A 13,157-nucleotide genomic window follows, 5' to 3' on the forward strand; every position below is an offset into this window, starting at 1 on the left:
CCATGACCGCCGCCGCGCCCGACGCCGCCGGCGAGCTGCGCAGCCGCCTCAAGTGGTTCCTGCTCGGCCGCGTCGCCGCCATCTCCTGCTTCCTCGCCATCGTCGCCGCGCCCTACATCTGGAGCGCCCGCGAGCGCTACGACGTCCCGATCCAGAACCTGATGCTGGCGGTGGCGGTGACCTATGCGTTCTCCGCGCTGTCGGCGCTGGTCCTGCCGCACGCCCGCCGCCTGCGGCTCTACACCTACGTGCAGATCGCCTTCGACATCGGCCTAGTGTCCGGCGTCATCTACCTGACCGGCGGCGTCGACAGCCCGTTCTCGTTCCTCTACAGCCTGCCAATCATCAACGCCGCCGTGCTGCTGTTCGGCGAAGGGGCGATGGTCGGGGCCGTCGCCTCCGGCGTCGCCTACGGCGCGCTGGTGACGACGCTGGCGGCGTTCGGCGACCACGACGGCGATGGCCAGATCGGCCTGCGCATCGGCTCCGCGCTCCTCACCTTCGGCCTGATCGCTTTCCTGGCCAGCATTCTCACCCGCCGCCTCGACGCCGCCGAGCGCCTGCTGCGCGAGAAGCAGGCCGAGCGCGACCACCTGGCGCTGCTCCAGGACACGCTGTCGCGCACCATCAACAGCGGCCTGCTCACCGTCGACGCCGACGGCCGCATCACCTCCGCCGACGCGGTCGCCGCCGAGCTCGCCGGCCGACCGGCCGACCTGCTGGTCGGCGAGGAGATCGGCGCCGTCTTCGCGCCGCTGCGCCAGACCGCGGCGGCGCGCCTGGCATTCCTGCAATCGTCGGCGGCGTCGGGACCGGTCGAGTTCCTGCACGCGGCCGACACCGACCGTCCGGCGCACCTGCGCTGCGTCGCGGCGCCGCTGGCGAGCACCTTCGGCTATCCGATCGGCGCCCTCTACGTGCTGCAGAACGTGACCCAGCTCAAGCAGGAGCTGGCGGCGGCGGAGCCGCCGGCCGGCGATGCCGGCGAGGACGCGAGCCGCTTCGACCTCGACGCCGGCGGCGAGGTGGTGGACGCCGCCGACGGCCTGTACGGCGTCAGCCCGGCGATGGCGCGCATCCGCGAGCTCATCGATCGCGTCGCCGCCTCCGACGCGACGGTGCTGATCGCCGGCGAGAGCGGCACCGGCAAGGAGGTCGTCGCCCGCGCCATGCACGCCCGCGGCCCGCGCCGCGACAAGCGCTTCGTCGCCATCAACTGCGGCGCCATCCCCGAGAACCTGATCGAGAGCGAGCTCTTCGGCCACGTGCGCGGCGCCTTCACCGGCGCCGTCGCCGACCGCCCCGGCTGCTTCCGCCAGGCCGACGGCGGCACGCTGTTCCTCGACGAGATCGGCGAGCTGCCGCTGCACCTGCAGGTCAAGCTGCTGCGGGTGCTGCAGGAGCGCACGTTCCGACCGGTCGGCGGCGAGACCAACGTCGCCGTCGACGTGCGCATCGTCGCCGCCACCAACCGCGACCTGCACGCCCAGGTGAAAGCCGGCAAGTTCCGCGAGGACCTCTTCTACCGCCTCAACGTCATCGCCATCGAGCTGCCGCCGCTGCGCGAGCGGCGGGAGGACATCCCGCTGCTCATCCGCCACTTCCTGCGCCAGTTCTCCGACATGCACGAGCGGCGGGTCTGCCGCTTCTCGGTCGGCGCCGGCCGTCTCCTGCTCCAGCACCACTACCCGGGCAACATTCGCGAGCTGGAGAACGTCGTCGAGCACGCCGTCGCGCTCTGCGACGGCGAGACCGCGACCGAGGAGCATCTGCCGCCGTACCTGACCGGCGACGTGCCCATGCGCGCGCCGGCGGCGGCGCCGGCGCAGCCGATCGCCATCGCCGCGGGCGCCGACGCCGGCCACGCCGCCGCCGGCTGGCCGGCACCGCCGCGCCTGCCGACGCCGGCAGACCCGGTCGACCTCGAAGCCGACCTCGCCGCGTATGAGAAGGCGATCCTGTTGCGCGCCCTCGATCAGGCGGGCGGCGTGAAGAAGCGTGCCGCCGAGCTGCTCGGCATCAACTACCGCTCGCTGCGGCACCGCCTGCAGAAGTACGGGCTCAGCGACGCCTACGACGACCAGGCGATGGCGTCATAGGCAGCACGCATGCGCTCTCGCCACGCTCATCTGCCGCCGGCCGCGACCGCGGCGGCGCCTGCCGCCATGCCTGCCGTGGCGGCATCACCCGCGATGCCGGCGACGGCGCGGCACGGTTGGCGTCGCGCCGACACGGCATACGCTTCAGCGTCACAATTCGGATGCCGGCGGCGTCCGAATGGCGTCGGCCATCGACACAAATCGTCACTCCGTGCCGGCGCCTCCATTCGGCCCGTGCGGAAGCTCCGATCGGGTACGGAGCAAACCGGATGGTACACCGCTTGCAAAACCTCCTGCCGTGGAACGCGACAACATGAATGCTCCCGGGGACGGACAGGAGGTGTCGATTGCTGCCAACTCACAGCCCGCCTTGACGAATAGGACGCACCGACGGTCGCAACGATGTGACGGTCGGATTCACGGATCCAGAGAAGAACGCAAACCACCCATCACGGTCTTCGGACCCACAAACAGGAGGAGAAGAGAAATGAAGGCACTCAGGGACAGCAAGGGCTTCACCCTCATCGAGCTGCTCGTCGTCGTGGCGATCATCGGCATCCTGGCCGCCATCGCCATCCCGCAGTTCGCCTCGTACCGCCAGCGCGGCTTCGACGCCCGCGCCAACTCGGACCTGCGCAACGCGGCGACCTCGGAGGAGGCCATCTTCGCCACCACGCAAGCGTACGTCACGTGCGCCAACGGTGCGTGCAATGATCCGGCGCTGCCCGGCTTCCAGCTCTCCGGGACGGTCGAAATCGGGATGACCGGCGCGGCCGGTACGAACCCGTCGTTCACCGGCACGTCGACCTCGACGAGCGGCTCGGGGAAGGTCTTCTCGTACAACAGCGCCGCTGGCGGCATGCAGTAAGCGCCTGCTGACGCGCCAACCCAGGGGAGGGCCATTGGCCCTCCCCTTTTTTTTCCCCGCAGGGCCGATGAGGGGCGCGAAATCGACGTCGACGGCGGCGCCAACCGCCGCTAACCTGCGACCTGCCATGCTGCGGCCAATCGTCAGAGGCACCACCTGGGTGCTCGCCTCCGTGCTCTTCGCCTCGGCCGCCGCCTGGAGCAGCCAGCGGCTCGATGGGATGGCATCGCAGACCGCCGACAGCGAGCCGGTCTACCTGCCGCGCGCCGAGTACCTGCGCCCGATGGCGCTCGGCTGGAACAACGCCCTGGCCGACGTGCTGTGGTTCCGCACCATCAGTTACTTCGGCGCCCACTATCGCAGCGATCACACCTATCCGTGGCTGGCCGCGATGTGCGATCTGGTCACCGACCTCGACCCGCGCGCCGAGCACGTCTACCGCTTCGCCGGCGTCATCCTGCCGTGGGAGGCGAACCAGGTGGACGCCGGCATCGCGCTGCTCGAGAAGGGGGCGCGGCAGTTCCCCGACGACTGGGTCCTCCCCTACTACCTCGGCTTCCACTACTACTTCTTCAAGAACGACATCCCGTCGGCGTTGCGCCACCTGAAGACGGCGATGGCCCTGCCGGGCGCCCATCCCTCGATCGCCCACCTGGCCGCCGTGCTGGCGCAACGTCAGTACGGCCCGGAGACGACCCTGGCGTTCCTCGAGGAGGCGACGGGCAACATCGACTCGCCCGAGGTGCGCGGCGTCATCGAGGAGCAGAAGCGCGAGGCGTATCTGGCGCGCGACCTGGCGCGCTTGCAGGCCGCCGTCGAGACCTACCGCGAGCGCACCGGCGTGCTCCCGTTCTCGCTCCAGGCGCTGGTCGACGCCGGCATCCTCGACAGCATTCCCGCCGAGCCGTTCGACAGCGTCTACGAGCTCGATCCCGCCACCGGCGCGGTGCGTTCGGCGAGCGGCCGCACGCCGTCGGCGCTGCACGAGAGCCGCATCCGCCAGCGCGCGGTGCGCGGCGAATCGGTGCGCGACCTATGACCTCCCTCGCCCTCCTGCCCGCCGTCGACGCGCCGCCCGCCTCCTCCTGGTCGGCGCCGGCGCCGGATGCCGAGCCCCTGCCGCACCTCGAGCTGCGCGGCCTGACCAAGGACTACCGGCACAACTGGACCATGCGCCGGCTGCGCGTGCTGCACGCCCTCGACCTGGTGGTGCGGCGCGGCGAGATCCTCGGCCTCATCGGGCCGAACGGCGCCGGCAAGACGACCACCTTCAAGTGCCTGCTCGGCCTGCTGCGGCCGAGCGCCGGCCAGGTGGTGTTCGAGGGCCGGCCGCTCGACGTCCGCCAGCGGGCCGCCATCGGCTTCCTGCCCGAACAGCCCTACTTCTACGACTACCTGACCGTGCGCGAAACCCTGTCGCTGTACGCCCACCTGTACGGCATGCACGGCGGCGCCGCGCGCGCCCGGGTCGCCGAGGTCATCGAGCAGGTGCAGCTCGGGCCCAAGCAGCGGGCGTCGCTGCGCACGCTGTCGAAGGGCACCATGCAGCGCGTCGGCATCGCCCAGGCGATCCTCAATCGGCCGCGACTGCTCATTCTCGACGAGCCGATGTCCGGGCTCGATCCGATCGGCCGGCACGCCATGCGCGAGTTGATCCGCTCCCTGCACGCCGGCGGCACCACCGTCATCTTCTCCTCGCACATCCTTCCCGACGCGGAGGCGCTGTGCGACCGCGTCGCCATCCTCACCGGCGGCCGACTGCGCGAGATCATCGACCTGCGGCTCGACGCCGGCGCGACCGTCTACCATCTGGTCGTCGGCGCCCTGCCGGCCGAGATCCTGACGGCGCTCGAGCGACTCGCCGGCGCGCCGCCGATGCCGCAGGGCAGCGGTTGGCGCCTGCGCCTGCCCGGCTCGAACATCGTCGGACCGGCGCTCGACCTGGTGCGCAACGCCGGCGGAACCGTCGAGAGCCTGGTGCCGGCGCATCCCTCGCTCGAAGAGCGCTTCCTCGCCCACGTCGGCGCCACCTCGCTCGAATGACCGCGCCCGCCCCCACCACGACATCGGATCACTCCCCGCGGCCGGCGCGGCGCACGCGCTGGGACGTCATCGCGATCGCCGTGCTGGCGTTGCTGCCCTACCTGAACGCGATCGGCGGCGACTTCGTCTTCGACGACGTCGGCGTCATCCGCGACAATCCCGTGGTCCAGCGCGAGCCCGCGTGGCGGGTCTTCACCACGGTGTACGAGCCGGGCGCGCTCTACCGTCCGCTCACCATGCTGTCGTACGTCGCCAACGCGCGGATCGACGGCGGGGCGAACGCGTTCCATGCCGTCAACGTCGCCCTCCACGTCCTGGTGGCCGTCGCCGTCTACGCCCTCGCCGCCCGCCTGCTCGGTACGCGCGGCGCCGCCTGGGTCGCGGCGGCGCTGTTCGCCGTCCACCCCATCCACACCGAGGCGGTGACCGGCATCGTCGGCCGCGCCGAGCTGCTCGCCGCCCTCTGCTCGCTGCTCGCGCTCCTGGCGCTGGCGCGCGCGCTCGCCGGCGGCGTCGCGTCACGGCGCTGGCTCGCCCTGTCGGTGGCGGCGTTCGCCGCCGGGCTGCTGTGCAAGGAGAGCGTCTTCACCACCATCGCCCTGGTGCTGGTCGTCCACTGGCGCCTGGCGCCGGCCGACGGCTGGCGGCGGCGGCTCGCCGTCGTCCTGCCGTACGCGCTGGTCGGTGCCGCCTACCTCGGGCTCCGCCTGGCCGTCGTCGGGGCGCTCGGGCTGCCGGCGCCGCCGGGCGCCCTCGACAATCCGCTCGCCCACGTCGACGGCGCGACGCGGCTGCGCACGGCGCTCGCCATCCTCTGGGATTACCTGGCGATGCTGATCGCCCCCGTGCACCTGTCGGCCGACTACTCGTTCAGCCAAGTGCCGCTGGTCGCCAGTTGGGCCGATCCGCGCGTCTGGGTGCCGGTGGCGATCCTGGGTGGGGGCGCCGCCGCGGCGCTGGCGTCACGCACGCGGCGGCCGGAGCTGCTCGTCGCCCTGGCGTTGTTCGCCATTCCGCTCTCGTTGACCGCGAACATCCTCTTCCCCATCGGCACCATCAAAGCGGAGCGCCTGCTCTACCTGCCGTCGGCCGGCGCCTGCCTGGCGGCGGGGTGGCTCCTGCTGCTCCCGTGGCGGACACGGCCGCGGACGGCGGCAGTGCTGATCGCCGCCGTGCTCGGCCTCTTCGCGGCGCGGACCTGGGTCCGCAACCAGGATTGGCGGGACGAGGGCACGCTCTACGCCGCCACGGTCCGGATCGCCCCCGACAGCGCCAAAGCGCATCACAATTTCGCCGTGGCGCGGCAGCGCGCCGGCGCCTACGACGAGGCCCTCGCCCACTACCGGCAGGCGCTGCGGATCTATCCCGACTACGCCGACGCCGCGTTCGGCATCGGCCACATCGCCACCCTGCGGGGCGATGATGACGCCGCCCTGCGCTGGTACACCGCGACCCTGTCGCTGGACCCGGATTTCACCAAGGCGCACCTGCAACTCGGGCTGCTCTATCAACGCCACCGCGATTTCGCCGCCGCCGAGTCGGCCTTCACGGCGGGGCTGGCCAAGGACCCGGACAACCCGCTGCTGCTGGTCAACCTGGCCGCGGCGCGGCTGTCGCAGGGGAACCGCTGGGGCGCGATCGAGGCGCTGGCGCGCCTCGATCGCGCCCGGCCGCCGGTGGATCAACAGACGGTGGCGCTGATCGCCACGGCGCGCCGGGAGGTCGAGGTGGCGGTCCGATGAGACAGATGGCGGCAATCGCGCTCAACACGGCCCGCGAGGCGATCCGCAATCGGATCCTCTACTCGATCCTCTTCTTCGCCATCCTCATGGTCGGCGTCTCGGCCGGCTTCGGCGCCGCCTCGATCGGCGATCAGGTGAAGTACATGAAGGACTTCAGCCTGATGAGCGTCTCGCTGTTCGGGGTCATCATCGCCGTCGTGCTCGGCGTCAACCTCCTGCACCAGGAGCTGGGCAAGAAGACCATCGTCAACATCCTCTCCAAGCCGGTGGCGCGCTGGCAGTTCCTGGTCGGCAAGTTCTTCGGCCTGTTCGGCACCCTGATGATCGTCGTCGGCGCGATGGCCGGCGGCGTGGTGCTCGCTTTCGCGCTCTTCACCGGCGGGCTCGACTGGGGCCTGGTGGTCGCCGCCGGCGCCACCCTGCTCGAGATCATGATCGTCATCGCGGTGGCGGTGTTCTTCTCCTCGCTGGTGGTCACGCCGTCGCTGGCCGGGATGTTCACCGCCGCGACCTTCATCGCCGGGCGGTCGTCGAGCTACCTGCTCTACTTCCTCGGCGACGATCACTCGCCCGCGCTCCGCGTCGTCGCCCAGGGGCTGTACTGGGTGCTGCCGCGCCTCGATCACTATGCGATCGCCGACCAGGTGGTGTACGGCCAGATGCTGCCGCCCGAGTACCTCGGCGCCCTGGTGGGCTACGCCGGCGCCTACGCCGGCGTGCTGCTCCTGCTCAGCGTCGGACTCTTCTCGCGGCGCGAGTTCGCCTGAGACACCGATGGACGCCGATGGCCACCCCGGCGGCACGTGATCGGCGACATGGTCCGATGACCTTCCCGTTCATCTGGAAGGGGGAACCAGGCTCCGTGTGCATCGGTGGCCATCGGCGTTCATCTGTGTCTACACGGGGCCGATGCTGACGGTCGCGGTGTTCGTCTTCGGGGCGCTGGTCGGGAGCTTTCTCAACGTCTGCATCCATCGCATCCCGGGCGGCGAGTCGATCGCCTTCCCCGCCTCGCACTGCCCGCGCTGCCACGCGCCGATCAAGCCGTACGACAACATCCCGATCGTCAGTTGGCTGCTGCTGCGCGCCCGCTGCCGGCGCTGCGCGGCGCCCATCTCGCTGCGCTATCCGCTGGTCGAGATGCTGGGCGGCATCGCGGCGGTGGGCGCCGTCCACGCCTTCGGCCCCACCGCCGGGGCGCTCCTCGTCTTCGCCTTCCTCGCGGCGCTGATCGTCATCACCTTCATCGACCTGGACCACCAGATCATCCCCGACGCGATCAGCATTCCCGGCATCTTCGTCGGCTTCGCCGCCGCGCTGCTGTTCGGCCGGCCGACCTGGCTGTCGTCGCTGGCCGGCATCGCGCTCGGCGGCGGCATCCTCTGGCTCGTCGCCGCCGGCTACGAATGGCTCACCGGCCGCGAGGGCATGGGCGGCGGCGACATCAAGCTGCTGGCGATGATCGGCGCCTTCCTCGGCTGGCGCGCCATCCCGGTGACGGTGCTGATCGCCTCGCTGCTCGGCAGCGTCATCGGCCTCTCGCTCATGGCGGTTCGCGGCCGCGACACCAGGATGGCGATCCCCTTCGGACCGTTCCTCGCCGTCGCCGCGGTGTGCGCGCTCTTCTGGGGCGACGCGCTGATCGAGTGGTACCTGAACCTGGCGCGCCCGATCTGAGCTGATCGCGGCGGACACCGATCCGCCGCCTGGCGTTCCGGCATCGAGGCGGCGACGCGATTGACGCTGGCGCGGCGCGCGTCCTACCCGGGGGCGCATGACACGGCGCGGTTTCACGCTGCTCGAAGTGCTGCTCGCGGTGGCCCTGCTCGGCGTGCTGGCCGGGATCGGCGTCCCTTCGGCCCAGCGCCAACTCGAGCGCTGGCGGATCGCCGCCGCGGCGCGACAGGTGGTCATGGACCTCAAGGCGACGCGCGGGCGGGCGATCATCGGCGGCGCCACGCACCGCCTGCGATTCGCGGTGCCCGGCGAGAGCTATCGACTGGAGCGCCAGCGGCCCGGCGGCGCCTATGCCGCGGCGGGGCCGGCGACGCCGCTGCCGGACGGCGTCCGCGTCGTCGCCTGCACCGCCGCCGGCGACGGCATCGGCTTCCGGCCGCGCGGCCACGCCATCACCTTCGGCACCGTCATCCTGCGCAACGGCCGCGGCGACGAACGCCGGGTGATCGTCGACATCGCCGGCCGCATGCGGGTGCAGTAATGCGCGCCGCCGCCGGCTTCACGCTGATCGAGGTGATGGTGGCGCTCTGCCTCTTCGCCCTCGGCGCCGCCGCCCTCGCCGAGACGCTGATGATCGCGCAGCGCGTGCGCGCCAGCAGCGCCCGCTGGAGCCAGGCCGTCGGACTCGCCGAGGACCGCCTGGAGCGCCTGCGCGCCGGCGACCGCGACGACGACGCGGCGCCGATCGGCGAATTCACGCGCGCCTGGCGGCGCGAGCCCTGGACCGACGCGCCGGGGCTCGATCGCGTCGAGGTCAGCGTCGTCTGGGAGGACCACGGCGCGCAGCGCTTCGCGCTGCAGGCGCTGTTGCGGAGGTGAGACGTGATCCGCACGCCCCGTCCACCGGCGCCGCCGCCGCGCGGCTTCACCCTGATCGAGCTGCTGCTCGGCATCGTCGCCTGCACCCTCTTCGCGACCGGCGTGCACCAGTTCAGCCGCGCCATGCTGCGCGGCGTGCGCGTGCTCGAGGCCGCGGCCGAGGCGCAGGAGGCGGCGCGCCTGGGCGCGCAGCTCATCGCCGGCGACCTGCGCGACGCCGGCTTCAGCCCCGACGGCCGTCTCGGCAACGGCCTGCGCCGCGCCGCGCCCGACGCGGTGGCGCTGGTGCGCGACCTCAACGGCGACGGCGACAGCGACGACGCCAACGAGGCGGTGGCGTACACCTACGACCGCGGCCGGCGCTGCCTGCTGCGCGCGCCCGGCGGGGCGTCGCCGCAACCGTTGCTCAACGACATCGCCGCCGATGGCGTCCGCTTCGCCTTCGTCGCCGCCGATGGCGTCGCGCTCGCCGGCGGCGAGCTCGACGCCGCGGCGCGCGCCCGGGTGCGGCGCGTCGTGGTGCGCGTCGCGGTGGAGATCGCCAACCCCGACCCCGCGGCGCGCCAGCCGCTGCGCGCCGAACAGGAGACGACGGTGGTGTTGCGCAATGGCTGACCGCGGCGGCAACGAGCGCGGACACGCGCTGCTCACCGCGCTGATCGCGACCGCCCTGCTGCTGCCGTTGGGCGCCTTCGCGGTGATGCAGGCGCGGCTCGACTTCCTCGTCCAGCACTACGCCCGCGCCGCCAGCGAGACCTTCGCGGTCGCCGAGTCCGGGCTCGAGCACGCCCTCGCCGACCTGGCGCGCGACCCGCGCTTCGAGCGCCTGCTCGCCGGTCCCGACGGCCGCCTCGGCACCGCCGACGACGGCGACTATCCGTTCGCGCAGCCGCCGCCGGCATTCTTTCCGGCGGCGCCATCGCGCTACGACGTGCGGGTCGCGGCGCAGACCGCCGAGCGGGTCGAGATCGTCGCCCGCGGCTACGGCGCCCTCGGCAGCGTGCGCGGCGTCGCGTCGGCGGTGCAGCGCGCGGCGCTGCCCTATCTGCCGGGCGCGCTCGCCACGGCGGCGGGCGCGCCCGACCTTCAGCTCGGCGCCGACTGGCGGATCGACGGCGCCGCCGGCGTCCCGCCGCTGGCGGTGGCGAGCGACCAGGCCGCCGACCATCTGCGCCGCGGGCTGGATGCCGACGCGCGCAGCCGGATCGCCGCCCCGGCGGGGACGCCCGACATCGGCGTCGCCGCCCTGCCCGACCTCGCCGCGCTGCTCGCCGCCGCCGCCCGTCGCGGCGACCTGCGCGCCCTCGGCGGCGAGGTCAGCGGCGCGCTGGGCGAGGGCGTCTTTCTCGCCCCGGCCGGGGCCAGCCTGCGCGACGTCGTCGGCGGCGGCATCCTGTTGGTCGACGGCCCGCTGGAGATCGCCGGCGACTTCGGCTTCGACGGGCTGGTGGCCACCACCGCCGGGTTGACCGTGGCCGCCGACGCGACGGTGCGCGTCGCCGGCGCCGTCCTGCAGGGCCCGCGCGGCGGCGCGCTCGCCCTGCGCGGCAGCGGCCGCATCGCCTTCGACGAGCGCGTCGCCGAACGCCTGGCCGCGCGCTACCCCGGCCTGCTGCCCTCGCGCGCCCGCGTGCTCGCCTGGCGCGAGCTCGCCGACGCCGAGGGCTGAGCCGGCGCTGGGCGCCTGACATGGCGTATGGCGAGCGCGGGCCCCATGGAAAAAAAACAGCGCTGCGGAGGGGAAACCCCCATGCTAAATTGCGCCGCGGCTGGATCGGGTGACTGGCAGATGAGCAAGAAGATTCTGGTCGTGGACGACAATGTCGACAGCATCATGATCCTGCGCTCGATCCTCGAATCGCAGGGGTACACGGTGCGCACCGCGCAGAGCGGGGTGGACGCGCTGACGCTCCTCTCGCACGAGCTGCCCGATCTGGTGCTGCTCGACGTGATGATGCCGCAGATGAGCGGCATCGAGGTCCTCGAGCGCATCAAGACCACGCACACCTGGTCGCGGGTGCCGGTGATCATGGTCACCGCCAAGATCCAGGACGAGGACGTGATGACCGGCTACCAGCACGGCGCGGACTACTACATCACCAAGCCCTGCACCGCGAAGCAGCTCCTCTACGGCATCAGCCTGGTGCTCGACCGCGTCGAGGCCGCCGCCGCCAAGGAATAGGCGGCCGGGCTCTGGCCCTCTCGGCGGACGTCCGGGCAAAGCCGGCGCCGCACTCCACGCCGGCGCGGCGACCGTGTATAGGACTGCGCCATGTCTGCCGCGGGATGCCTCATCGCCTTCGAGGGGCCGGAGGGCGCCGGCAAGTCGACCCAGTTGCAGCGCCTGGCGGCGGCGCTGCGCGCCGAGGGCCGCGTCGTCGAGATCACCGCCGAGCCCGGCGGGACGGCGCTCGGACGTGACCTGCGCCAGCTCCTGCTGCACGCCCGCGACACCGTCCCGGTGCCGCTCGCCGAGCTCTTCCTCTACCTCGCCGACCGCGCCCAGCACGTGCAGCAGCTCATCGCGCCGGCGATCGCCGCCGGCGCCGTGGTGCTCAGCGATCGCTTCTCCGCCTCGACCATCGCCTACCAGGGCTACGGTCGCGGCCTCGATCTGGCGCAGGTGACGCGCGCCGATACCTGGGCGCGCGGCGGCCTCGAGGCGCGGCTGACCCTGCTCCTCGACTGCCCGGTGCGCATCGGCCTGCAGCGCGCGCGCGGCGAGAACGACCGCTTCCACGCCGAGGAGGAGGCGTTCCACGAGCGGGTGCGCGCCGGCTTCCACGCCCTCGCCGCGGCGGCGGCGGAGTCCTGGCGGGTGATCGACTCGACGCAACCGGCGGACGCGGTCCACGCGGCGGTGCTGGCCGCCGTTCGCCCGGCGCTGACGCCATGAGCCTGCCGGTCCTGCACGGGCACGCCCAGACCTGGGCGCACCTGACGCGCCTGCTCGACGCCGGCCGGCTGCCGCACGCGCTGCTCTTCGTCGGCCCGCCGGGCATCGGCAAGGCGCTGGTGGCGCAGCGGCTGGCGGCCCGCCTCGCCTGCGGCGGGCCGACGCCGCCCTGCGGCGCCTGCGCCGGCTGCCTGCAGGTGGTCGCCGGCAGCCATCCCGACCTGCGGGTCATCGGCGCCCCCGGCGCCGGCGGTCGCAAGGAGGGGCGCACCAAGAAGGAGATCGGCATCGACCAGGCGCGCGAGCTGAAGCGCTTCGTCGCCCTGCGGGCGATCAGCGCCGGACGCAAGATCGCGGTCATCGACGACGCCGACCGCCTGTCGATCGCGGCCCAGAACGCCCTCCTCAAGACGCTCGAGGAACCGCCGGGCGCGGCGATGCTCATCCTCATCACCGCCAGCCCCGGCGCCCTGCTCACCACCGTGCGCTCGCGCTGCCAGCGCATCGCCTTCCGGCCGCTGGCCGCGACGGCGGTGCAGGCGGCGCTGGTCGATGCCGGGATCGCGGCCGACGAGGCGGAGCGGCTGGCGGCGCGCGCCGAGGGCAGCCCGGGGCGGGCCCTGGCGCTGCGCGGGAGTTGGACGGACGACGATCAGGGCGAGATCCGAACCCTGCTTGCGGGTCTGGCGGGCGGCCGATATGGGTCGGTGCTCGCCATGAGCAAGGCCCTCGGCAAGACGGAGCAGGAGACCGTCGCGCGGCTCGACGGCCTGCTCGCCGGCTGCCGCGCCGACGCGGCGGCGGCGATCGCCGACGGCGACGCGGCCCGCCTCGCCGAGATGGTGCGGCGCGGCGAACTGGTCGCCGAGGCGCTGACCACGCTGCGCCGGCGCACCCCCAACCGCGCCCTGCTCACCGAAGCCCTCGCCCTGCGGCTGGCTGGCGGATGATGC

General features: G+C 72.8%; 14 protein-coding genes. All 14 read left to right on the plus strand.

The genetic code is table 11. The annotated features are described in order from the left end of the window. Nucleotides 1-2: 2 nt before the first annotated feature. The 14 genes from KF840_00970 (at nucleotide 3) to holB (ending at nucleotide 13,154) form a co-directional block, all read left to right on the plus strand. Complete coding sequence (locus KF840_00970) at nucleotides 3-2,099, plus strand: sigma 54-interacting transcriptional regulator (protein ID MBX3023458.1); 2,097 nt, start codon at nucleotides 3-5, stop codon at nucleotides 2,097-2,099. 487 nt (nucleotides 2,100-2,586) lie between these two features. Continuing rightward, entirely contained in the window at nucleotides 2,587-2,967 is a 381-nt protein-coding gene (locus KF840_00975) for a prepilin-type N-terminal cleavage/methylation domain-containing protein (protein ID MBX3023459.1), read from the plus strand. 127 nt (nucleotides 2,968-3,094) lie between these two features. Further along, complete coding sequence (locus tag KF840_00980) at nucleotides 3,095-4,006, plus strand: hypothetical protein (GenBank protein ID MBX3023460.1); 912 nt, start codon at nucleotides 3,095-3,097, stop codon at nucleotides 4,004-4,006. After that, complete coding sequence (locus KF840_00985; GenBank protein ID MBX3023461.1) at nucleotides 4,003-5,010, plus strand: ABC transporter ATP-binding protein; 1,008 nt, start codon at nucleotides 4,003-4,005, stop codon at nucleotides 5,008-5,010. The genes KF840_00980 and KF840_00985 overlap by 4 nt, the downstream gene beginning before the upstream one ends. Then, nucleotides 5,007-6,752 carry a tetratricopeptide repeat protein gene (locus KF840_00990; protein ID MBX3023462.1) on the plus strand — a complete coding sequence of 582 codons (1,746 nt, stop codon included), beginning with the start codon at nucleotides 5,007-5,009 and terminating at the stop codon, nucleotides 6,750-6,752. Before KF840_00985 ends, KF840_00990 begins: the two co-directional genes overlap by 4 nt. 5 nt (nucleotides 6,753-6,757) lie before the next feature. Continuing rightward, nucleotides 6,758-7,519 carry an ABC transporter permease gene (locus tag KF840_00995; protein ID MBX3023463.1) on the plus strand — a complete coding sequence of 254 codons (762 nt, stop codon included), beginning with the start codon at nucleotides 6,758-6,760 and terminating at the stop codon, nucleotides 7,517-7,519. 142 nt (nucleotides 7,520-7,661) lie between these two features. Next, nucleotides 7,662-8,429, plus strand: a complete 768-nt coding sequence (locus tag KF840_01000) for a prepilin peptidase (GenBank protein MBX3023464.1) — start codon at nucleotides 7,662-7,664, stop codon at nucleotides 8,427-8,429. A gap of 97 nt (nucleotides 8,430-8,526) precedes the next feature. Next, nucleotides 8,527-8,970, plus strand: a complete 444-nt coding sequence (locus tag KF840_01005; protein MBX3023465.1) for a prepilin-type N-terminal cleavage/methylation domain-containing protein — start codon at nucleotides 8,527-8,529, stop codon at nucleotides 8,968-8,970. Next, complete coding sequence (locus tag KF840_01010; GenBank protein ID MBX3023466.1) at nucleotides 8,970-9,308, plus strand: prepilin-type N-terminal cleavage/methylation domain-containing protein; 339 nt, start codon at nucleotides 8,970-8,972, stop codon at nucleotides 9,306-9,308. Before KF840_01005 ends, KF840_01010 begins: the two co-directional genes overlap by 1 nt. 3 nt (nucleotides 9,309-9,311) lie before the next feature. Continuing rightward, complete coding sequence (locus tag KF840_01015) at nucleotides 9,312-9,923, plus strand: prepilin-type N-terminal cleavage/methylation domain-containing protein (GenBank protein MBX3023467.1); 612 nt, start codon at nucleotides 9,312-9,314, stop codon at nucleotides 9,921-9,923. Then, complete coding sequence (locus tag KF840_01020) at nucleotides 9,916-10,977, plus strand: hypothetical protein (protein ID MBX3023468.1); 1,062 nt, start codon at nucleotides 9,916-9,918, stop codon at nucleotides 10,975-10,977. Before KF840_01015 ends, KF840_01020 begins: the two co-directional genes overlap by 8 nt. A gap of 120 nt (nucleotides 10,978-11,097) precedes the next feature. Beyond that, the gene (locus KF840_01025) at nucleotides 11,098-11,490 is read left to right on the plus strand and encodes a response regulator (protein MBX3023469.1); all 393 of its coding nucleotides are present in this window, start codon (nucleotides 11,098-11,100) and stop codon (nucleotides 11,488-11,490) included. Between the two features lie 90 nt (nucleotides 11,491-11,580). Continuing rightward, on the plus strand, nucleotides 11,581-12,204 hold the full coding sequence (gene tmk, locus KF840_01030; GenBank protein ID MBX3023470.1) for a dTMP kinase: 624 nt from the start codon (nucleotides 11,581-11,583) through the stop codon (nucleotides 12,202-12,204). After that, complete coding sequence (gene holB / locus KF840_01035; protein ID MBX3023471.1) at nucleotides 12,201-13,154, plus strand: DNA polymerase III subunit delta'; 954 nt, start codon at nucleotides 12,201-12,203, stop codon at nucleotides 13,152-13,154. Before tmk ends, holB begins: the two co-directional genes overlap by 4 nt. Nucleotides 13,155-13,157: the final 3 nt, after the last annotated feature.

The sequence above is a fragment of the bacterium genome (assembly GCA_019637795.1).
GTDB lineage: Bacteria > Desulfobacterota > Binatia > HRBIN30 > CADEER01 > JAHBUY01.